General features: G+C 39.9%; 18 protein-coding genes and 1 pseudogene. 7 read left to right on the top strand and 12 right to left on the bottom strand.

Annotated features, from left to right (window positions below; all coding sequences use genetic code 11):
- Positions 1-68: 68 nt before the first annotated feature.
- Both L2735_RS02895 and L2735_RS02890 read right to left on the bottom strand, forming a co-directional pair.
- Positions 69-332, bottom strand: a complete 264-nt coding sequence (locus tag L2735_RS02895) for a DUF4282 domain-containing protein (RefSeq protein WP_248983271.1) — start codon at positions 330-332, stop codon at positions 69-71.
- Between the two features lie 219 nt (positions 333-551).
- Complete coding sequence (locus tag L2735_RS02890; protein WP_248983430.1) at positions 552-2,423, bottom strand: putative bifunctional diguanylate cyclase/phosphodiesterase; 1,872 nt, start codon at positions 2,421-2,423, stop codon at positions 552-554.
- Between the two features lie 1,106 nt (positions 2,424-3,529).
- On the opposite strand from L2735_RS02890, the gene L2735_RS02885 reads away from it, so the two are divergent.
- From L2735_RS02885 to L2735_RS02875, 3 genes are all read left to right on the top strand, one after another.
- Positions 3,530-4,549 carry a DUF2817 domain-containing protein gene (locus tag L2735_RS02885; protein ID WP_248983270.1) on the top strand — a complete coding sequence of 340 codons (1,020 nt, stop codon included), beginning with the start codon at positions 3,530-3,532 and terminating at the stop codon, positions 4,547-4,549.
- Positions 4,550-4,600: 51 nt separating this feature from the next.
- Positions 4,601-5,365 carry an alpha/beta fold hydrolase gene (locus L2735_RS02880; protein ID WP_248983269.1) on the top strand — a complete coding sequence of 255 codons (765 nt, stop codon included), beginning with the start codon at positions 4,601-4,603 and terminating at the stop codon, positions 5,363-5,365.
- A 129-nt stretch (positions 5,366-5,494) separates the two neighbouring features.
- Positions 5,495-5,866, top strand: a complete 372-nt coding sequence (locus L2735_RS02875; protein ID WP_248983268.1) for a hypothetical protein — start codon at positions 5,495-5,497, stop codon at positions 5,864-5,866.
- Positions 5,867-5,987: 121 nt separating this feature from the next.
- On the opposite strand, the gene L2735_RS02870 is transcribed toward L2735_RS02875, so the two are convergent.
- The 6 genes from L2735_RS02870 to ppiC form a co-directional block, all read right to left on the bottom strand.
- Positions 5,988-6,368 carry a thiol-disulfide oxidoreductase DCC family protein gene (locus L2735_RS02870; RefSeq protein WP_346348120.1) on the bottom strand — a complete coding sequence of 127 codons (381 nt, stop codon included), beginning with the start codon at positions 6,366-6,368 and terminating at the stop codon, positions 5,988-5,990.
- Between the two features lie 318 nt (positions 6,369-6,686).
- Positions 6,687-7,160 carry a hypothetical protein gene (locus tag L2735_RS02865; protein WP_248983267.1) on the bottom strand — a complete coding sequence of 158 codons (474 nt, stop codon included), beginning with the start codon at positions 7,158-7,160 and terminating at the stop codon, positions 6,687-6,689.
- A 63-nt stretch (positions 7,161-7,223) separates the two neighbouring features.
- Positions 7,224-9,608, bottom strand: coding sequence for a penicillin acylase family protein (locus L2735_RS02860; protein ID WP_248983266.1), 2,385 nt, complete (start codon positions 9,606-9,608; stop codon positions 7,224-7,226).
- 278 nt (positions 9,609-9,886) lie between these two features.
- On the bottom strand, positions 9,887-10,597 hold the full coding sequence (locus tag L2735_RS02855; RefSeq protein ID WP_248983265.1) for a YccT family protein: 711 nt from the start codon (positions 10,595-10,597) through the stop codon (positions 9,887-9,889).
- Between the two features lie 249 nt (positions 10,598-10,846).
- Positions 10,847-11,521, bottom strand: coding sequence for a sulfotransferase family protein (locus L2735_RS02850; protein ID WP_248983264.1), 675 nt, complete (start codon positions 11,519-11,521; stop codon positions 10,847-10,849).
- Between the two features lie 97 nt (positions 11,522-11,618).
- Positions 11,619-11,897 (bottom strand): peptidylprolyl isomerase PpiC, encoded by a 279-nt coding sequence (gene ppiC / locus L2735_RS02845; RefSeq protein ID WP_248983263.1) that lies wholly within the window; start codon positions 11,895-11,897, stop codon positions 11,619-11,621.
- Positions 11,898-12,090: 193 nt separating this feature from the next.
- Here ppiC and L2735_RS02840 point away from each other — a divergent pair, with 193 nt between their 5' ends.
- Positions 12,091-12,720, top strand: coding sequence for a DsbA family protein (locus L2735_RS02840; protein WP_248983262.1), 630 nt, complete (start codon positions 12,091-12,093; stop codon positions 12,718-12,720).
- A gap of 199 nt (positions 12,721-12,919) precedes the next feature.
- On the opposite strand, the gene L2735_RS02835 is transcribed toward L2735_RS02840, so the two are convergent.
- Together L2735_RS02835 and L2735_RS02830 are read right to left on the bottom strand one after the other, a co-directional pair.
- Complete coding sequence (locus L2735_RS02835) at positions 12,920-13,150, bottom strand: hypothetical protein (protein WP_248983261.1); 231 nt, start codon at positions 13,148-13,150, stop codon at positions 12,920-12,922.
- A gap of 444 nt (positions 13,151-13,594) precedes the next feature.
- Positions 13,595-14,161, bottom strand: coding sequence for an SOS response-associated peptidase (locus tag L2735_RS02830; protein WP_248983260.1), 567 nt, complete (start codon positions 14,159-14,161; stop codon positions 13,595-13,597).
- Positions 14,162-14,514: 353 nt separating this feature from the next.
- Here L2735_RS02830 and L2735_RS02825 point away from each other — a divergent pair, with 353 nt between their 5' ends.
- From L2735_RS02825 to L2735_RS02815, 3 genes are all read left to right on the top strand, one after another.
- Positions 14,515-16,752, top strand: coding sequence for an acyl-CoA dehydrogenase (locus tag L2735_RS02825; protein ID WP_248983259.1), 2,238 nt, complete (start codon positions 14,515-14,517; stop codon positions 16,750-16,752).
- A 258-nt stretch (positions 16,753-17,010) separates the two neighbouring features.
- Complete coding sequence (locus tag L2735_RS02820; RefSeq protein ID WP_248983258.1) at positions 17,011-17,580, top strand: hypothetical protein; 570 nt, start codon at positions 17,011-17,013, stop codon at positions 17,578-17,580.
- 242 nt (positions 17,581-17,822) lie between these two features.
- Complete coding sequence (locus L2735_RS02815) at positions 17,823-19,085, top strand: metal-dependent hydrolase family protein (protein ID WP_248983428.1); 1,263 nt, start codon at positions 17,823-17,825, stop codon at positions 19,083-19,085.
- 44 nt (positions 19,086-19,129) lie between these two features.
- Here the strand turns inward: L2735_RS02815 and L2735_RS20145 are convergent.
- Both L2735_RS20145 and L2735_RS02805 read right to left on the bottom strand, forming a co-directional pair.
- Positions 19,130-19,333: pseudogene (locus tag L2735_RS20145) on the bottom strand (hypothetical protein).
- A gap of 166 nt (positions 19,334-19,499) precedes the next feature.
- Positions 19,500-21,725 (bottom strand): cation:dicarboxylate symporter family transporter, encoded by a 2,226-nt coding sequence (locus L2735_RS02805; protein ID WP_248983257.1) that lies wholly within the window; start codon positions 21,723-21,725, stop codon positions 19,500-19,502.
- Positions 21,726-21,731: the final 6 nt, after the last annotated feature.

Below are 21,731 nucleotides of genomic sequence, written 5' to 3'. Positions count from 1 at the left end.
TCCTTTTTTATGTCTAAAACCTTTTGGTTTAATGCTTATATCTTATTTGGCAATAAGAATAAAAAAAACTAAGCGTCTGATTTGTCGACAAGTTTCTGTAGGTTTTCGTGTATTTTGAACAGGACAATCATTAATTCACACCATATTCTTGCTCCGACTGCACTCGCGATTGCGATACAAATGCCCGTTACAAGTGAGACGATGGTAAACCCGCCGTAACCGTTGAACATGGCTGCAATTCCTGAAATAACGGCTGCCACGAGTAAAATCCAATATACGATGGTGATAATTTTAGGGGTTAACATTGAATCGAAAAATAGTACTTTCTTCATTTTGTGTCCTGATCATTTATTGTAAGTGGTTAAAGCGTTAGCAAAGGGGAAAAGTAATGGGGGCAATAGAAGGTATTCGAGCTTACGTTACTACCGTTAATATCATTACTAATTAGTACCTTAATCGTTAGTCATAGTAGCTGACGAATATTTAAATACTATTATCTCCCTTGAGCAGAAAGGGGACACTACTCAAGGATTAAGATTAAGAACGTCGACTTATGTCGTTTTAGACGGCGTACAAACACCTGTGCCTGTTAGTGCGATGTGATTGAGGTTCTTTTTAATCACGTTTGATCCCACGTGATATGAGGACTCGGGACGGCTAATAAGGTAACCTTGAACACAATGGATCCCAAGATTTTTGACGAGTTCAAACTGAGAAGCCACTTCAACCCCTTCAGCAACCACTTTCAAATCGAGGGTTTTACCTAAATCACTAATTGAATTTAAAATCTTTTCATATTTAGGGTTGATCGTTGCTTGGTCAATAAATAGCTTATCAATTTTAATAATGTCTACCGGTAAATTCCCCAGAGTTGATAACGAACTAAAACCAGTCCCGAAGTCATCAATTGCAATCAATACGCCTTGTTTGCGCAAATTTTCTAGGTCTTGAATGATTTTTTCCGATGCGTGGAATAAACAAGACTCAGTGATTTCAAGCAGTAAGGCTCGAGCGGGCAACCCCGTTTTTGCCAAGGTGTCCATTACCCAGTCATAAATAGGTAAATGCTTCAGTTGCACACCAGAGATGTTAACTGACATTCTCACCTTATTCATTCCTGCATTATGCCAAGCAGACATTTGGCGGCAAGCTTCGAATAAAATCCAATTTCCGAGCTCTAGGATAAGATTTGAATCTTCAGCAATAGGAATAAATTCAGCTGGTGAAATAGGGCCTTCAACTGGATGATTCCAACGCACTAGCGATTCAAAGTAATCGATGCTGCAGTCGTCAACATTAACGATAGGCTGGAAAGATAAAGTGAAATTTTGGCTAGCGATAGCAAGACGCAGTTCTTCTAAAAGGTAATGAAAGCGGCGAATTTTACTGCCCATTTCGGGCGAGTAAACACGGAAGATACCTCGGCCATCAGTTTTGGCTCGATACATGGCTACATCGGCCATTTGTAATAAATTATTAGGGTTTGAAGCGCTATCTGGATAAGTGGCTATACCAATACTGGCGCCTATTTTTATCACTTTATTACCCAGTACAAAGTCGCGTTCAATTTCTTGTAAAACATTTTTCGACACTTCTACAGCCTGCAAGTTATCTGGAATATTTTCAATAAAAATAGAGAACTCATCACCACCTAAACGCGATAAGTTAAGCTCTAATCCAAATGACTCACTGACTCTGCTGAGACCGTTATTGCGCACAACGGTTTTAAGTCTGTGGGCAACTTGGATGAGTATTTCATCACCAAAACTATGACCAAATGAATCGTTTACCTGCTTAAAACCGTCTAAATCGATAAAAAGTAATGCTTGTCTAGTTCCGGTTTCTTCTGCTTTTTGTAGTTGTTTTTCAAGGTGTTCAAGGTATGCATGCCTGTCTATAAGACCAGTCAGTTTATCTTGATAAATACTTAGCTGGGTTTGTATATTTTGAGCCTTTACGTGCTTGTTGAGCTCATTCAGGGCGATACTTATTTGCGATAAGGTATTAGGCTGTTTACTTTGTGGTAATTGGATATTAAAACTCGTCAGCAGCTTATCCGTTTCGATACTGATGAAATCTAACGATGCATTGTTTTTACGGGAAATTCGAGATTTAATATAAAATGGAATGGCATAAGCTAATAACACCATCAGTAATAACGGTATATTACTGAACATCATCATCTCGCTAAAGACATCTTTAACTCGTACCACATTTAAGTTCTGTTCAGTGCGTTCTAATACTGCAAAATAATGTTGATTTGATTTGACTATATCACTTTCTAAAAACAGCAATGTTTCCCAACCTGCATTGGCATTAACCACATTACTAACATCGACGGAAGTGATTTTATGGTGAAAGTTATCGCTATGAATTGTTTCTAACCCTTGGCTAAAGCTTATTACCAAAAGCACATAAAGCATCATTAAGAAACTCAATATAGTCAAAAGAAATTTAGAAATTCTGGTCATAAATCATCTTAATGCAATGTTGTAATTGTTGGGGTTGAGTTTGTTTTATGTTTCACTTTTGTGGGTGGATTATATGTGTAAACAACAATGAATACAATCGTAAATCAAGAGTTTAATAGTTAAAAGTTCAATTAATTTATGGGGTTATGGTGTTTTGGGTGCAGGCTTACGTAGCTGGGGAGCTAAGTTTGAAGGAGGTGGTTATAGACGTATGATTATCTTTTTTAAATACTCACTAATCATGTTATCGACATGAAATGTATTAACTTGAGATATATTAACCTTAAAAATTGTAATGTTTTTTGTCTTGCTCTTTAAACGCAATTTTATCAGGGGTAGTGTAGATTTTTTGGCAACCTTTGTATGTTATTTATATTACATATGTTTACTTTCAAAATATTGGCCAAGTAGCACATTAAGGCTGTTGCAATAAGCTGGTTGAGAACACTTTTTTATTATTTAAATTGTGATTAAATAACTGGATGTGTTTGAGCTGTTGAGATAAAAGTGACCGTGTGCATAATTGCAAAATAAGCAGAACCAGATAAATAATTGAATAAGGGGCGAATAACAATTGGGAGAAAAACAAAGGGCAGCTTGTCTTATTAAGCTTAGTTAACTGGCTTTAAAAATTATAGCTAATATTATTTGCTAAAGAGTTATTCGATTTAACGAGACCACCTGAAGAGCTTAGTTATGTGCTAATCCTTGAAGCTATTTATGTGGCCTTTTGTTATCGATTTCGTTTTCAATGCATTAATACCCCCTCGATACTCTTCACAACTTTAATACTTGATACCTTATTCTGGGCGACTTGGCTTTTCTATACGGGTGGGGCGACCAACGCTTTTGTGTCTTTATTATTACTGACTGTAGCTATTGGTAGTGCATTACTTGCATCATCATTAATAACCCACTAAAGCAACCCATTTGGTCATGTACTGAGGGTTGCTTTTTTTGTTTATAAACTTGTCATAAGGCTGTCTTATTTAAGTATTAAGTTAATTATTGGGAGAATAGGTTCAGGCTTAATCTTAGTGAGTGAATAGGCGAGGTTAATGGCAAAGTTTTCATTCGAACACAGTTTTGAAATTGATACGCTTAAACGATTGATTGCCCAACACCAAGGGCTATTTCGCCACCAATCTTTGCTCGATTTACATTACCGCGGCGAACCTTTGTCTGTGACTGCTATAGAGTTAGGTCAACAAGATAAATCTTGCCCTACGGTGTTGTTTGTTGGTGGCGTCCATGGTGTCGAGCGCATTGGTGCGCAGGTGGTGTTGTCATTTTTAGGCAGTTTACTTAATCGCATGTCGTGGGATAAACATCTACAAAGCTTGTTAAAAGAGGTGCGACTTGCGTTTGTACCTGTCGCCAATCCTGTCGGCTTTTTACAAGGTTCACGCAGTAATGGCAATGATGTCGACTTAATGCGCAATGCCCCTATAGATGCAGAAGAAAAGGTGACCTTTCTTGTTGGCGGTCACCGCATTAGTAATAAACTCCCCTGGTTTCGTGGTAACAAAGGCATGGAAGATGAAACCCAAGTGCTGGTTGATTACGTTCATGAACTACAACAAAGTAGCACCAGTGTGATTGCGTTAGATGCTCATTCTGGGTTTGGCCTCAGCGATCATATATGGTTCCCTTATGCCCATACCCGCAAGCCTTTCGAAGGGATGGGTTATATCTATCATTTGAAGCAATTATTTGATCGAGGCTACCCTCATCATGGTCATTACAAGCTGTCGCCTCAGAGTCATTTTTATCAGACTCATGGTGATATCTGGGACTATCTTGCGAAAACTAATCAAACTGAAACACCTTTTATTCCATTAACGCTTGAGATGGGCTCATGGGCATGGGTAAAGAAGAACCCACGGCAAATTTTTAATTTCTCAGGTTATTTTAATCCGCAAAAAACACATCGACACCATCGAATATTACGCCGACACGTGGTATTAATGCAGTTCTTAATTGAAGCGGCATACGCTAACGTGCTTGAAAACATTAACCAAGCACAATTTGAGCGTTTACAAACTGACGCTGAGCGATATTGGGCTAAAAAGCCCTAAGCATCTTGATAGCAACCGCTAAATTCGCAGTCGAAGCAAAGGAGTATTCTGATGGCAACTTGGGTGTTATTACGTGGATTAATGCGAGATAGCCGTCACTGGTATGGTTTTGACGCTCAGCTGCGAGACGATGGAATAGACGTATTAACCCCTGATGCGACAGGCAATGGAACTTTAGCTTCAAAGCCAAGCCATTTAACGATTGGTAATTACAGCGATGATATTTGGCAGCAAATTGATAAAGGCCTTAACGATAATCCAGATTTTAGCCGAGAGTTAGTGATTATTGGCGTGTCGATGGGTGGCATGATAGCGCTAGAGATGGCCAGACAACGCCATAAACAAGTGCGTCATGTCGTTCTAATTAATTCCAGTGCTGGTAATTTATCGCCTTGGTATCAGCGTTTTCAATTAACACCACTCATCAGTTCGATTTGGTATCGACACAAAGCTGCTAATTTAAGTTTTATTGAGTCGTGTGTTCTCAATTACACCACAGTGACGAAAGCTCATGATGAAAGTGTTATTAGCGATTGGGGCAAGATGCGTAGTCAACTGCACACCAGCATAATCAATGGTGCGAGACAGACTTACGCCGCAGCACGTTATCAATGTACTTGGTTTGGTCATTGTAGTGTGAGCATTATCGGCGCTAATCAAGACAAATTGGCGAACCCTAAGTGCAGCCAAGCATTAGCGGACTTTTATCATACCCCATTACTGCAAGTGGAGCAGTGCGGTCATGACGCTACACTTGACCACCCAGAGCAAATACAACAATTGATCCAAGATGCGATTTCAGAATCGGCTTCATAGGTTTTGTTATCCAAGACAATGCATGTTCGCATATCAACTCAACCATGCACTGGTGATGTGGGCTAGATAACGTTAAATTAATCTAGATTAGTTATAATCGAGTTTAATTAATGACGGGTGGAAGATGACGTGCTGACAAAAATTCTAGTCACACTTTTAGTGATAGTAGGTGCTTTTGCGTATTTGCGCAGTGGTCGAGGCAGTAAAGTGAGTCGCAGTGAAGCACTTGCTGTTGAAAGCTCGCCATTTTTAAGCCGTGCAGTTATTTATGCCATGATAGCAGTGTCGATGATTGCATCTGCGGGTTTCTGGGGCTGGACTTGGTATGACGATAATACTGTCGTAGAGGTGACGATATCATCGCCTGTCGAAGCCATGTCAGCTAGTTATCAAGTGCGTAAAAAAGACATTGAAGCGCAGCGTATTACTACCGTTGATGGCATTCAAATCCGCTTATCAAATCAAGAACGTATAACGGTAAAAGCGGCTGAGAATCAGTAAGCGATTTAATTTCATTTACTTTGCTGAGATGTATGAGAGGTAGTAGCTGAAATGTAGTAGCTGAGATTTAGTAGCTGAGATTTAGTAGCTGGGATGTAGTCGCTGATAGTTGATAAAGTCACTATTCTAAAAATTTGTTTTTCAGCTGAGGAGTAGGAAGCATACAGGTTTCAGATTTACCAAAAATACGGTAACGATTGTTAGCTAAAACGCGGTAAAAGTAATCTCGAAATCCAGTGGGTAATACCTTAAATACTCTACATAAAAACCACAGTCCAGATAGATCTTTTGTTATCTCTAAAGCGGCATCACTTCTTAGTAAATACTTTCCATCTTTTATTAAAATAAACGAATCAAATCCAATATCTTCCAATTGATATTCTGTCATTAACGCTTGCGCTGTTTCACTTTGCATCGGTGTAAAAGCAAACACATCTTGGTGGTCACGTTTAATGATGAAGTTAACTGCGCCATTGCATAGGTTACAAACGCCATCAAAGATAATAATGTGCTTTGAGATAAGTGATTCCTTATGGCGTTTTAGATGGTGATTAAGAAAGGGAAGTTGGATTTATACCCAAACAACCTGAAGATGCTCGATTTCAGCAAGAATTTACACGCGTTTAGGCAAGGCATTGATTGCGGGTAATGGTTATTCCCTTTTCAAAATCAATAACGCAGCATAAACGCGTGTAAAACTTGCCCTCAGGGAGTTTCACCGTGTTCCCACTACGTTGTTGCGCTAATTTATAAGGTATCTACATTACCGCATTAACGCGCCTAGTATTGAAAACACGGTGAAGCTCTGAAACACGTATCTTCAAGTTGTTTGGGTATAAGCTTTATCAACTATAACTTCTATTTGAGATAAGTCTTTAACTAAAATATGGGTTTGATAATAATACTTATCGGTTCTCTTCCCTTTAGAGTAAAAGTCTATTTTTTGCCTTTTAGCTTGGCCTTTCACCATGATGGATTTGTTGATGAAAAATGCTTGAGGTGATTGACCGTATTTCGAAGCAAGTTGCGCGCTTATCGATGGTGATAGAGTGACTGTAACGCAGCGTTGATCGCGGTAATCTAGTTCGGTATTTAGAAAAACCACCCCTCTTTGAGTACCGGCAGCTTTAATATTGAGTTGATACTCACCAAGAACGCCGTTAGGGGCAGCTTCAGAAGCACTGGCAATAATGCTCATAGTGTTGGAGATTACCGATGGAGATTGAATGGATGTAGGTTCGTTTGAGGCGCAGCCCGTTGCCATCAATAGTATGGCGATAAGTTTAATTTTCACTTTAAGTTCCTTCTTAAAAGTTGAGTTTATATTTTAAATATGGATTCATATATTATGAGCTACTTAAGGTACTTTCATTTCTGTATTAGAAAGCTTTACTTGATTATCAATGAGCGGCTTGATGATTAAAGTATGTTCAATTTCAGTCGGTAACAACGGCGTGTGTTGTTGTTTTACATATTGGTCAAAGCCATTGCGATAATAAGGGGATAATGGATGGCCTGATTGTCCGCCAGGTATCGACATAATGGCATCTTGCTCAGCGCCGGGTTGAACAATAAAGCGCTGCGATGCGCCAAATGATTTGCGTTGCACTGCGGGCATAAAGCTATCACCAAAGCCTTCTATGGTAGGCATATCTAACCAACGGCTTAATTGTGGTAACTGTTTTGAAAAGGGGTGCTGTATTTGAAGTTGATTCACTTTGCCCCAGCGTAAATCTGCTAATTTGCGTTTTTTACTATGTTTCTCCAGTAGTGACTTTATTGAGTCTTGATATGCACTAATGGCAAACGCTTGCCAATTAGTGTGCTCACGCGGGAGCCAACTGCTTGGCTGCTGCTTAATAAGCTGCCACATAGGTGTTTCTAAATAACGTTTTATAACTGATAAGCCGCTATCACGCTCTTTTAGTTCAGTTTCAATGGGGGCAAATGTTTGATCAATTAATGCCGTTCTAAAGTGTCTAACTAAGGTGTAACCGACAGAGTCTGCACAGGCGCAATTGCCCCAGTTTGCTATCAGTTTGATATCCTCTGCAAATACGACGGGCTGCTCACTTAATACTTCAAGTAAATATTGCTGCCAAGGTGCTAAAAACAATGCCTCGTTATCAAGCTGTAATTGATAAAAATTATCTTCATTAAAGCTGTTTTTTTCCATCAACCTATCGCGAATTTGAGCTGACCTTGCACCGAGAGCATAACCTCCATCGCCGAACCTTAATTGCTCTTCGGCAGAGAGTACTCTTGAGTTTGCTGTCCAAATACGTTGGCTCTCAGGGTTGATGACTTCTGGCATGATTGGTTGCTGTTGCTGCCAGTTACTGTCTTGGTAACCTTTAGTTGATTGAGCCGTATCAGATGGGTTGGTACGTGAAGGAACTGCGCCAGCGATTTTCCAGCCTGCATTGCCTTGATCATCAGCTAGGAGCATATTTTGTGCTGGAATACCCAATTGCGTGGCAAGCTCTGCGGCTTGATCAACGCTGTCTGCGGTCTCTAATGATAGTAGAGCCATATTGACCGCATAGTCTGTGTGACCGACCCAAGATAATGCGTAGCTAATGCCGGCAACGGTTTTCACTGGGCCGTATTTTGATACTTGAACGGTATAATTAATTTGGCCTTCAGGTAAATTGATCGGTTCGTATTCAAGATCTATTTCAGTATCTGAACTGATTTCAATCCAGTCCGCAGTATCGATATAACTGTTGGTAAAGCCCCAAGCCAACTTACCATTAGAGCCGACAACAATAGCGGGAGCACCGGGTAATGATACTCCTGTAATTTGCAACATTTCTTCAGTGCTGTTGCTATTTGATGAGTCTGGAAAGTTGAGCTGGGCACGGTACCAAATAATAGGCACCGCAAATGATAGATGCATGTCATCAGACAACATTGCTCTTCCTGACTGGGTTAATTCTCCTGTCACAGCCCAGTTATTACTGCCGACTTCTACAGGTTCTTTAATATCTTGTTTGAGCGCACTGATAAGTATTTGCTCTTCTAACTCAGGGATACCACCTTGATAGAGTGGGATTTGGCTATCATCTAATGCGGCTTGGTGATGACTTGGCTGGATTAAGAAATCGAGCATTTCATTACCAAAAGCTTGCTGAAGTTGAGTGAGTGCCATATCACGCTTAATCGTGTTGCCTTGTAAATCAAGGTACATGCTGTAAATCACTAATAAACTGTCAGTTTCATGCCATTCGCGAGGTGTTGAGTTTGTCAGCAAGTATTCAAAAGATAATACTGTTTGATCTGCTAATGCTTGATTTACCCCTTTAGTGTATGCACTTAGGGAGGCTTTATCTTGTTGTGGCAGATTTTCGAAAATCGTTTGAGCACGTTTTCTAAGCTGGTGGAATCGACGGCTTTTATCTAGGTCTAACGCCGCTTTACCAAATATTTCTGATAACTCACCTGCTGAATTTCGGCGAAGCAAATCCATTTGAAAAAATCGGTCTTGGCTATGGGCATAACCCATGGCATAAGATGCATCAATACGGTTGCTGGCGGTAATTATCGCGGTGCCTAAGGTATCCCGTTCAATGGTGACGGGTTTGGCAATGTCTGAGCTGTTAACTGTAGTGGATAAGCTTGGCATACTGAGTCTTAAAATACAGTACACTGCTAAGATGAGCCCTGAAGACAATAGCAGTATGGTGGCAAGCGTGTACTTGGTTAGTTTTGATTGTAAAACCTTAGTCAGGCTGAAAGACATGTTGAGTTACCCATTGGAATGACTTGGCTATCATAACCAAGGTTACCGAAATGTTAAAAGTGGTTTTTGAATTTAAATGATAAAAAGTAATGCAGAATGAATTGGTTAGTTGCAGCTTGAGGTGATGCTTGCTCTAAGTTAGGACGAACATTAAAGCTCGATGTTATTAAGTGAATAGCTATTAAGTGAATGGCTATTTAGTGAATGGCAACATACTAATTACTTAGCATTGAGCTATCTGAGCGCTCTTAAAGCGCTCAGGATTGAGCAGCTAAGCCTTACTGATTAATTTTAGCTTTAAACTTCGCCTTAGTGTCTTGGTTAGCTTTGTTATACCAGTAATCTAGCATCTCGCTAATTTCAGCCTGATCTTCAGCAATGGTTTTAGGTGTTACGACCTTAGGCTGGCTTGTTACTGCGGCAGTAGATGTTGTCGCAATGGGAGCAACTGCCACAGCAGGAGCCGTTGTAGAAGTTACTCCTGTTGTAGCCGTTGGAGCTGTTAAAGCGGGTGCAAAAGCAGCTACTGCAGCGACTTGCTGAGTTTGATTGTAGGTGTGCATTTCTTCAACATAGTCTCGGCCTATCTGTATGCCTGATTTACGTAACACATCAATTTTATGCGGGACTGAATCACTTTGATTACTGCTCAAATTGACTTCTGGTTCTCGATTAAATTTGTTGGCGGCATTCTTATTACGAATGGTGGGCAGTGTAAGTTGGTATTGAGCATCATCAGCATCGAATGTCAGCACAACGGCATTTGAATTAAACAGAGTCTGCATGCCGTTATCACGGTAATTCACCACGTAACGAAAGACGATTTGGTTTTGACCCTTCTCCAAAGCGATATCGTCATTCCTCTCATATGCTTTGCCATTAAAGACTGTAACCTCAACGCTATTAGGCAGTTCTAGTAAACTTGCCGCAAACGACATTGGGCTAATAGATAAAATAAATAGTCCGATAAAAAAAGCTCTACTGTTCATGGGGTTCTCTTTTGGCTATGACGGTTAGGTGCGTTATACAGTAAGTCGTATACTGCTACAGACTTTTCAGTTAGCGATCATCTAAACAGTTTTTAGTAAGCACTGAGCTACAACTTTCAGTGAGTGATAAGCTACACTTTTTACTGAGCGATGAGCTACAACTTTCAATGACCTAAGCATTGTGTCAGGGTTTAAGTCATTATGAGTAAGTTATAGCAAATCTAGCGGCAGTTACATAATGACAAAATATTAATTTGCGCAGTAATTGGCTAAGCCTAGTTTTTGATAATCGAAGAACTTTCTATGTTCAGGGCCAGCTAAATTGGTGTTCACTTTATTCGGGTGTTTATATTCTCCCCAGCTAGCCACATGAGTACCTACGTTGAGGACGGGAAAGTCTACGGTGTCATTACGCTTAATTGCTTCGTCGCTAACACCAATAAAGCGCAATAATGTTTGTAAACTATCAGGTTCATTTAACGTGATAGTGAGCAAATCATTACGACCTTCAAAGTAGTCAAAAACTGCTTGCTGGTGGGAAAGGTAACATTGCTTAAGTCGAGTTTTATCTAATAAATCATCAGCCTTCAAATCGCCGAATGTCTGCTTAAAACAGCGTTTTAAAATAGGATGAAAGGTGCCTGTTTTATCTGCTAAGTTGGGCGCCATTTTTGTCAGCAGCATCTGTATAGAGTTAACCCAAGCATCGACTGGTCGATCAACATACACAAATTTGGCATGTGGAAAAAGTTTGTCTAGCTGAGGGTAATCACAAAAACAAGGCACATCAGACACCACATCTGCCACTTCAAAAGCGCGTTTCGTTAGGCCGATGTGAGCGACTTTAAAGCCTTGTTCAAGTAAAGCGACACTCACACTCGTGGTGCCAGTTCTTGGTAAACCGATTATAAACACTTTATTCATCGCAGTGGGTAGCAGCCTTAAATTGAGGTGAGAGCCTTGGCTAAAAGATTGATTCAATCATTTGATTCAAGCATTTGATTTAATGTATAGATTCAATTTAAGTGCGGTATAAGACTTTAATAACATGCCAACCGAATTTAGTTTTAACAAGATGTGGAGTGATGAGTTCACCTGTAAAGCAGACTTTATCAAACTGCGGTACCATTTGACCTTTTTTGAACTCACCTAAGTTACCACCACTTTTACCTGATGGACATGAAGAGTGTTTTTTAGCGAGAACGTCAAACTTTGCACCATTCTCAAGTTGTTTAATGAGATCTTCAGCTTGTTGTCTGTGCTTAACTAAAATGTGTAATGCTGCGGCTGTTCTGGCCATGTTGTTACTCTCCAAAAATGTTGGCGCTAATTATAACGTGATTCCCTGTTTGCAAGCCATAGCGAGTAAATGTAACTAGCCATTAAGATGAAATTAATAAATATAGCTTTAGCTAAAGTCAGTTAATTTTGCTTTATTGGGATAAGATGGATGCTGATTTTTGCACTCATAAAATGATTCTAAAGAGAGAAAAATGACCACTGGATCCGCACGACTCATCTATGTTTACGACCCAATGTGTAGTTGGTGTTGGGGCTATAAGCCAGCATGGCTTGCGCTGCAGCAACAGCTAAATGAACAAATTCCATCGCTGAAAATTGATTATCGTCTCGGAGGGTTAGCTCCGGACTCTGATGCTGCGATGCCACAAGATATGCAGCAGTTTTTATCGCAAACTTGGCATAAGATTTCTGCTCAATTAGGAACTGAATTTAACCACGCATTTTGGCAAGAGTGTCAGCCGAGACGTTCAACATATCCTGCTTGCCGTGCGTGTTTAATAGCGCGTGAATTTGGACTTGAGCAAGCAATGATATTAGCCATTCAACAGGCTTATTATTTACAAGCTAAAAACCCTTCAGATATCGATACACTGATTTATACTGCGGTGAGTATCGGCATGGATGGGCACGCATTTAAAACGCGATTATTGTCGACTGAACTTAATCAAAAATTCATCACGGAATTACAGACAGTGCATCAATTGCCAATTAGAGGTTTTCCATCTTTGGTACTTGAAGTGAACGGTCAAGCAGTTGGTATTCCTTTAGATTATACAAACCCGCAAACTAGCTTTGATGCCATCGTGAAAGCAATAGACTAAATTTAGCCAGTGATTAGAGGCTGAAAGGTTTACTGAATAGCAGGTACAAAAAAACCAGTTGAGCGAACAACTGGTTTTATTCTCTTTATAGAGAGTTTAACGCTTGATTTAGTGAACTAGCTTGGCCAAATCTGGTAATGGTCAATCTGCAAATGCAGTGCTTAAATCAAGGTTAAAGGACTAAAATACCCGGAGGTATTTAGTCTACACCGTGACAATCAGCACAATCAGTGATTGTTAGATCAGACGTGTGTAAGTCAGCATCTAATTCGTGATGGTCAGTAAAACCGTGACAATCATCACATGTCTGAAGGTTTGCATCCATTTCTACATGCTCTTCAACATTGATTGAATTATGACAATCAACACAGTCAACAGCAAAAGCAGAACTTGCAAACATAATTGCAGCAATCATAGCTAAATATTTCATAGTAACTCCATCATCAGTTAAGGGGCAGTATCGCCCATGTTAGGTGTAATAACCTAACAACTCGCGCTGACTCAATGATCATATCTCTTAATGCAAAGAAATCCGTTACTTAATAACTAAGGACACTGAATATTGGTTAGCACATTTTAAATTTAGTATATGTAACGCAGCTTTAAATTTGAAAGGACAGATCTTCAAATATAAAATTACTTTACTTAAATACCATATTATTGATTTATGTTAATTGGAACTTAATTTAGCGCTTAAAGCCACCTTTTTGCATTTTCTAACATAGATAATTCTCAAGGTTGTGATCTGCTTAATAAAATTCTAATTTTTTTAAATTGGTTTTGACGATCGCGAAAAACACGACATCATCTAAGAGTAAAAGCAGTATATGTGTCATTAGATGAACACAAGATGAACGCAATTGACAATAATGACTTAGACGGCTGTCACCTTAATCCATTTATCGGGTAGGGCTTGCATTAATGGGGCAAGTTGCTGTGGCTTGTCATTAAGCCAAGTATTAATGGCGGTAGAAGGAATAAACAAAGGCATGCGATGATGATATTGGGCGCACTTTTCATTCGGGGTAATCGTTAGGGTAACCAATTGCTGTAGCTCTGGGTAAATAACACCAGCCATGAACAAAGGCTTATCGGCAGCATGTGAAAAACGATATTTTTGTTTTTTAGCTTGTCCTTCATCCCGCCATTCAAACCAACCACTGCAAGGCACTATACATCGATGTTGCTCAAAAGCGCTGGCAAAAGTGGTTTTATCGGCAACGGTTTCAGCTTGTGCATTAATGATAAGTTTTTTAGACCATGTGGGTTGTATGCCCCAGCTTTGTTGAGTGGCAATAAGTTTGCCTTCTGAAGAACTCAGAGCAGTAACAGGATCAGTGGGTCTTAAATCAAGGTTAGTTTGGATACTTAAAGGTTCATCAAACACTTGGTCAAGCAAGCCTTTCATTCCACCCAGTAATACTTCCATTCTACCGCACATAGTAAAACCTTCTTTTTTATTATTAGCTTTTACACATATTGAATGACTATTGATTATACGCCAAAAATTTAACCTCATAATTTAACCGTTTTTTACGAAAAACATTGAAGCAATTTATTCGAAATTGATGTCATTTTTGGTTATTTTTTATAAAAATTCAAACGAGCGTATAAATTTTTTAATTATTTTTATCTTCAGCGTACATGTGTAAGTTCATGAATTGGCGATAATTATTTTTATGGTGTGCTTTGTTACTGTAAATATTAGCTTTATTTCTCAATTAGAATATTTGATCTAATTTAATTTTTGTGACGTAATGCACACTATTATTCTGGTCTGATGAGTGTAGAACTATGAGCATAAGAACAACATTTAAAAAAGTATTGCCGAGTATTTCAACGACTGAACAAGAAGCGCTTGATGCGGGAGATGTTTGGTTAGAAGGCTCAATTTATCAAGGTATTCCAGACTTCGCTGCATTGCGTGATATTCCAAATGCAACATTGAGTCTTGATGAACAAGCTTTCTTAGATGGTCCTGTGCAAACATTGATTGAAATGGTCGATGATTTTGATATTCAAAATGGTAAGCACTTGCCAGATGATGTACTGACCTTCCTCAAAGAAAATAAATTCTTCTCGCTAATTATTCCTAAATCATACGGCGGATTAGAGTTTAGCCCTTACGCGAACTCAACGATTGTAGCGACTATTGCTGCCAAAAGTTCAGCTGTAGCAGTTACCGTAATGGTACCTAACTCCCTAGGACCAGGTGAGTTATTGATGCATTACGGTTTAGATAGCCAACGCGATTTTTGGCTACCTCGTTTAGCTAATGGTTTAGAAATCCCTTGTTTTGCGCTTACCAGTCCTGAAGCAGGCTCAGATGCTGGTGGTATCCCTGATATCGGGACTGTCACCATGGGCGAATACGAAGGCAAAGAAGTATTAGGTTTATCGGTCACGTGGGACAAGCGTTACATTACCTTAGCGCCTATCGCGACCGTATTAGGCTTAGCGTTTAAAGTTGAAGATCCACAAGGGTTACTAGGCGGTAAAGAACAACTTGGTATTACTTGTGCGTTGATCCCTAAAGCGCATCCTGGTGTGCAATTGGGTAACCGTCATGATCCTATGGGCTGTCGTTTTTATAACGGTACGACTCGCGGTGAAAACGTATTTATTCCAATGGACTTTATTATTGGTGGCCAAGAGAAAATTGGTCGTGGTTGGCAGATGCTAGTGAGCTGTCTAGGTGCTGGCCGTGGTATTTCATTACCTGCATTGGGTGTTTCAGTCAGTCAGTGTTCATTTAAGTCTTCTGCTGAATATGCTGCAGTGCGTGAACAATTTGGTTTATCTATTGGTAAGTTTGAAGGTATCCAAGAAAAGCTTGCTGATATTGCAGGTAAAACATACTTGCAAGAAGCCATGCGCGTGTTAACTACCGAAGGTTTAGGTTTAGGATTAAAGCCGTCTGTTGTTACCGCGATTGCTAAGTACCACATGACTGAACTGGGTCGTGATATTTTAGATTCGGCGATGGATATTCAAGCGGGTAAAGCGATTCAACGTGGTCCACAAAATACTTTAGCTTCAGGTTATGTTGCTCAGCCAATTGCTATTACGGTTGAGGGTGCCAACATCCTTACGCGTAACTTAATGATTTTTGGTCAAGGAGTAATGCGTTGTCATCCACACTTACAAAGCATGGTTGAGTCTATCCATAGCGATGCAAGTGATGCAGATAAAACCTTCAACCGCATCTTTAGACAAACTATCGGCTACAGTGTGGGTAACAGCTTACGCGCATTTAAATTAGGTTTATTGCCATTTACAGCGCCTGCTCAGTCAAAACTCCCAGAAGTGATTAGCTATGAAAAATCTGTTCATAAGCTTGCATCAAAATTGGCTGTTTATGCCGATTTCTCGCTACTGGTACTTGGCGGTAAACTTAAGCAGGCTGAAATGCTATCTGCCCGTTTAGGTGATGTGATGAGTTACTTATATGCAGCAATGGCATCGATTCGTTTTTACGAGCAAAAAGTGTCTGCTGGCGAGCGTAGCCAAGCTAAGCCATATTTTGAGTACGCTACTCGTTGGTCATTATGTAAAGCTGAAGAAGCCATATTGGCGTTTTTAGAAAACTTCCCATCTAAGCCAACTCGTCACTTCATGCGTTTAATCACCATGACTTACTCAGGTAAAATGGTAAAAGTGAATGATGACTTAGTGCGCGAACTTGCTGAGCAAGCTCAACTTGATACCGCGTTTAAGAAGCAACTGACTCATTTGATTAAACCTGTTGCAGGTGATGGTAACTACATTAATGAGCAAGCTTATCTTGCTAAAATGGCGTGTTTACCATTACTTTCAAAAGTGAAAAAAGCGCTTAAACAACGTGTGTTTAAAGCGGGTGTTCGCTTCTCTATTACACTTGATAATGCTCTTGAAGCTAATGTCATTACAGGTGATGAGCACAAGCAATTACAAGATTATAATCTAAAGCGTGAACGTGCTATTCGTGTTGATGAGTTTGATTTTGACTTAAATCTAATTTCAGACAAAGCTGACTTAAAAATCGCAAACTAAGCTAATGCTATTGTTTGATTTATAACAATCGTTATTGTTTTAAAGCCGCCATCTAAACTTGATAGGCGGCTTTTTTGTGTCTCAAAGAAATTAAGTCAATTACATTACGGTTGCCATTGAACAAGTTTTAAGCAGATCACAATTTGCGATCAATTTTACTTTTTGGGTATTTAATAAGGTGAAAGTTTGAGCTAAACGGCATTTTCTTAACTTAGTTCGGTAAATAATAAAGTAGTTATTGCTAAAGCCGGAGGATAAATGGCTCGATTAACCTTACTAACAAACGTAATCGTGATGTGTTTACTTCCTGGTGTTTCACATGCAGCAGATACCATTATTGGAGGAACAGTGGGTTATCAAACTCACGGGGCTTCATCGGCTTCAGGTTTATCCAGTGCTCAAGAGCGTGGCATTAATTATCAAATAAAAAATGGTTTTAAGCTGAGTGATGTAAGCCGACTTTATGGCACTTACTCGTTTAATTCTGAAGATATGATTCAGCATGAAGGGCTATTGGTGTCTTATGATCGATTGTTTTCTTTAGATGAAAGCCACCAAATCAGTTGGTTTATAGGGGCATCTGCTGGGTTAAGTGACCATGAATTTCAAATGACTGACATTGATCAAACCTATTATGACTCAAACACTTGTTACGTATACGGCGGCCAAACTGGTTTGATGTTTGATTTTGGCAATGCCTTTACATCAGAAATTGGATTTCGCTATTTAAAGCATAATTTTACCTCTTCAGGTCAAACAATCGATGCGATTTCTTTATCTGTTAATGATGCCGAGCAAGTGTATTGGGGAATTGATTTTACTTTTTAATCCGCTGAATTTATTTGTAACTTCTAAAAATTGTCTAAGACGTTATCAGTTTTCGCTCGCAAATGGATTTTATCGACAAATGGGTGTGTTGCGATATTGTAACTATCGAATAATTTAGGCATGTTAGACATAAGGAAATAATAACTTCAGGGAATATTATGTCGCAATTATCTTGCAGAACATCACCGAAAACTTCATTTACCAAAGCATTAACATTGTTTTGCACACTTCCATTAGCCACTATGATATTCCATGCTCAAGCTGCTGATTATAAGGTTATTCATGCAGGGGAGTTGCTAACAGATGCCAGTGAGAAACCGCTGCAGCAATATTCGTTAGTGATTATTGATGAAAAAATTACAGAGGTTAAAAAGGGCTACCTCACATTGTCTGAACAGCAAGTGTTATCAACGGATACTGTTGAATATATCGACTTAAAAGACAGTTTCGTCATGGCGGGTTTGATGGATATGCATGTGCATTTACAAGGTGAGCTCGGCCCCAAAAATGACAGTGAATCATTGCGAATGTCTGATGCCGATGTCGCGATGAAAAGTGCTTATTTTGCCAATAAAACTTTAATGGCAGGCTTTACTACCGTCAGAGATTTAGGTGCTAAGCCTGAGCAAATATATGCGCTTCGTGATGCTATTGCGAAAGGGTGGTTGAGTGGGCCTCGAATTATTGCTTCTGGCGGGGTCTCGGTTACTGGTGGTCATGGCGATGTGGACGGTAAGAGTCCCGATTTGCTTGATATGCTGACGTCAAAAACTATTTGTGATGGGCCTTATGATTGTCGCCGAGCCACTCGCCGAGCGATAAAATACGGCGCAGATGTGATTAAGATAACCTCTACTGGTGGGGTGTTGTCTGATACCAATACCGGCACTGGTCAGCAAATGGCTAACGATGAATTAAAAGAAGTGATTGATGCCGCCCATGCGTTAGGTCGAAAAGTTGCCAGCCATGCGCATGCCGCTGAAGGGATTAATGCAGCACTAAGAGCCGGGGTCGATAGTATTGAGCACGGTAGCTACGCCAATAAAGAGTCAATTAAGTTATTTAAACAGTCTGGCGCTTATTTAGTGCCGACTTTATTGGCTGGTGATACTGTAGTGCAAATGGCGAAATCGAAAGGCAATTTTATGTCTGATGCGATTAAAGCGAAAGCGATTCGTGTGGGTAATGATATGCAAAACAACTTTGGTAATGCGTACAAACAAGGAGTTAATATCGCATTTGGCACCGATAGCGGAGTGTCTCGTCATGGTGACAATGCCAAAGAGGCAGTGTTGATGCATCAAGCGGGTATGTCTAATCAGGATATTCTTATCTCTGCCACCATTAATGGCGCTGACTTAATCGGTATGTCTGACAGTTTAGGCACCCTTGAAACAGGTAAGCAAGCTGATGTGATCGCGATGAAAATGAGCCCATTAAGACAAATTGATGCATTACTTGATGTGCAGTTTGTAATGAAGTCTGGAGCTGTACACAAGCGTTAAACTTGTGCTTTAAAAAGGCGGATGGATTTACGCGAAAAGACTGACTAATGGTCAGGGCGTGTTGATCTTTCAAGGTTGTTTTTGCAGCGAATTGTTGGCCATTGATACAAGGCAGAGACTTTGTGGTGTAGTTATTCTACATAAAAAGTCGATAACGCAGTAAAAATGGCCAACAAACGCTGCCCAAAGGGTTCGACTAAAAGTGTTTTACTCTTTGTTGGATGAATTTCGCTTAGATGACTAGGCATCAATCTATCCGCCTCAATTAAAACACTTTTATCTCGAACAAAATTCAACCAGCAAAGATCAACACGCCCTAGTCATTGAAAAGCATAGTGAGCTGTAAAGCTAAGGCATGAAAAAACCTTACTGACTAAGTAAGGTTTTTTATCTCGTTTGAATATCATTTGAGGCTTATTCTACCCAATGTAAAACATCCTTGATGACAGACCATCTTGGCTTTTTAGGTTGGGCGTTTTCTCCCAAAATCCAATAGCTATAAAGGGTATCAACATAACCTGATGATTGTTGAATCGACAGCCAACTATTTAAGAAGGTGTGCAGTGAAGTATTCCCTTTTGCTACGGCGTAGGAGGCTGGAAAGGATTTTATTTCTTCACGGTTATATAAGGTCGTATATTCAGGGTAAAGAATCGTCCAGGTTTTACCCGCTTCAAGGCTAATAAGCAGACCATCCCAGGTTTTTCCATCATCCTCGAAGAAGGCTTTATCAGAGTCAATCGTGGTAAATTCGAGATTATCAAACTTCTCTTTTAGGTAAGGAATAATGGAGTAATCACCCACAGAGGCTATTCGTATTTGTTCTGCTTGATGAATTAACTCATCAGATTTAAATTCATCTGCGCGATAATCTTTCACTACAAATGAGTAATGCAGATTAAGCACGGGATTAGTGAAATCGACTAAGCCAATTCGAGTGGTGGTCATTTGCAAACCTGAAATAGTAATATCAAATAAGCCATTATTAATCGACTCAAGTGCATTGCCACTGTTGTAAGGTATGAAGGCAATTTTCAACCCAAGCTCAGCTGCTAGTTTCTTCATTAATTCGACATCAAAGCCAACGAGTTCATGTTCGGCATTAAAAAATGAGAAAGGCACTTGCACCGGGTTATAGCCGACACGCAATAAGCCGCTTTGTTTAATTTGCTCAATGCTTCTTGGGCCGTTTACTTCAAGTTCTTCAGACCAATTATAAGTGATGACTTCTTCAGGTACTTCTGCTGCAGAACTCATTTGCGCCACGACTTCATCCATGTTGTATTCGGTATCTACTATGCTACTGAGCACCCAACTTGTGGCGAGTAATGTCACTCCAAACACAACGGGTGTAATCGCGCTACATAGAATCAGTCGTTTCATACTGACTTTAGCAATCCCAGCTAGCATCGCAGTGCCGCCAATGGCGAGAATAAAGATATTCATTGCAGCTAAAAGTGAAGTAAAGCGGCTGGTGAACAGGCTAGACACCATATACAGCTGAAATAAATCAGACGATAACTCAAGTGAGTCTAATAACATTGGTATGGTTAAATATACGCTGCCAAATAGACTAATTAATCCGTTGACTGACATGGGGAAGTAACTAATGAAATCCAACTCTTTTCCAGAAAACCATGCCGCAAATAGCACGAAAACAATCGTGAGTAATTTACCTAAGTTTGGAAAACTGAATACCACGGGAATGATGATGTTGGCGTAATCGTCGGTTTGCGAGTCACCAATTTTGTACTTGTGAAAAAGCTCTTTAGTACGCTGGATCAGTAGCGGTAAGATAATGAAAATATTACCTGCAGCAAAAGCCGTAATCATGGCATCTTTGGCAATCCCTGTGATATCACGGTACGAGAAAGGCGTAATAACCATAATAATTGCTGGCAGTACCCAATAAGTCAGAATAATGGTCATGACAACGTGGGCAACAAAGTAAACCTGCAGTTTTTGAAACTCATCAAAATCCATGGTGCCAGCTGTGGCTGCGGTCATCGCAAAAATGCCTATAGGCATCAGCATAACAATACTTTGGGTGACCTTGTTAAACGACTCACCGAGCAATTGCAGCGGTCGCATTAACGATTCTTTGTCATTAATTGAAATCAGGGCTATCCCTGTTGCGACACAAAATAGAACAATGGCAGGGATATAACTGTTTGATAATGAAAAGAATGGGTTAGATGGAATATATAAGTCGAGAAGGTTAACAGAGTTAGGATCTTGTAATGCTGTTAAACTGAAAAACTCACCGGCTTGCCAATCAGGGAAAGTGTACTTGATAAGGTACATACTCAGTAAACCAAATAGCCAGATGACTAACATCAACTTACCGACTTTAACTCCTAAAGATTTAGCTTGCGCTAGGGTTAAGCTACCTAAGCTAGAGATGAGTGACACTATGATATAAGGAATAATGGTCATTTGCAGCAGCTTGATAAATGCATCACCAATAACCGACATCCAGGCGAGCATTTCACCGAAAAATAGCCCAGCAATGATACCGCCTGCAAACGACAGCAACACCCAACTCGACATACTGAGCTTTTTCTTTTTCGGCGCTTCTTGAGCAGGCTCTGAAGAGGGTGGTTGAGTGTTTTTTTGTGTCCCTTTGGTGGCAGTTGCCATATTAAT

The sequence above is a fragment of the Shewanella olleyana genome, assembly GCF_023283825.1.
Classification (GTDB): domain Bacteria; phylum Pseudomonadota; class Gammaproteobacteria; order Enterobacterales; family Shewanellaceae; genus Shewanella; species Shewanella olleyana.
This window is presented reverse-complemented; position numbering and strand designations above follow the sequence as displayed.

Bases quoted from the DNA above. Each gene is read 5' to 3' on its own strand.
- L2735_RS02895 (WP_248983271.1), bottom strand. From the start codon at position 332: ATGAAGAAAGTACTATTTTTCGATTCAATGTTAACCCCTAAAATTATC.
- L2735_RS02890 (WP_248983430.1), bottom strand. From the start codon at position 2,423: ATGCTTTATGTGCTTTTGGTAATAAGCTTTAGCCAAGGGTTAGAAACA.
- L2735_RS02885 (WP_248983270.1), top strand. From the start codon at position 3,530: ATGGCAAAGTTTTCATTCGAACACAGTTTTGAAATTGATACGCTTAAA.
- L2735_RS02880 (WP_248983269.1), top strand. From the start codon at position 4,601: ATGGCAACTTGGGTGTTATTACGTGGATTAATGCGAGATAGCCGTCAC.
- L2735_RS02860 (WP_248983266.1), bottom strand. From the start codon at position 9,608: ATGTCTTTCAGCCTGACTAAGGTTTTACAATCAAAACTAACCAAGTAC.
- L2735_RS02855 (WP_248983265.1), bottom strand. From the start codon at position 10,597: ATGAACAGTAGAGCTTTTTTTATCGGACTATTTATTTTATCTATTAGC.
- L2735_RS02850 (WP_248983264.1), bottom strand. From the start codon at position 11,521: ATGAATAAAGTGTTTATAATCGGTTTACCAAGAACTGGCACCACGAGT.
- ppiC (WP_248983263.1), bottom strand. From the start codon at position 11,897: ATGGCCAGAACAGCCGCAGCATTACACATTTTAGTTAAGCACAGACAA.
- L2735_RS02840 (WP_248983262.1), top strand. From the start codon at position 12,091: ATGACCACTGGATCCGCACGACTCATCTATGTTTACGACCCAATGTGT.
- L2735_RS02835 (WP_248983261.1), bottom strand. From the start codon at position 13,150: ATGAAATATTTAGCTATGATTGCTGCAATTATGTTTGCAAGTTCTGCT.
- L2735_RS02830 (WP_248983260.1), bottom strand. From the start codon at position 14,161: ATGTGCGGTAGAATGGAAGTATTACTGGGTGGAATGAAAGGCTTGCTT.
- L2735_RS02825 (WP_248983259.1), top strand. From the start codon at position 14,515: ATGAGCATAAGAACAACATTTAAAAAAGTATTGCCGAGTATTTCAACG.
- L2735_RS02820 (WP_248983258.1), top strand. From the start codon at position 17,011: ATGGCTCGATTAACCTTACTAACAAACGTAATCGTGATGTGTTTACTT.
- L2735_RS02815 (WP_248983428.1), top strand. From the start codon at position 17,823: ATGATATTCCATGCTCAAGCTGCTGATTATAAGGTTATTCATGCAGGG.
- L2735_RS02805 (WP_248983257.1), bottom strand. From the start codon at position 21,725: ATGGCAACTGCCACCAAAGGGACACAAAAAAACACTCAACCACCCTCT.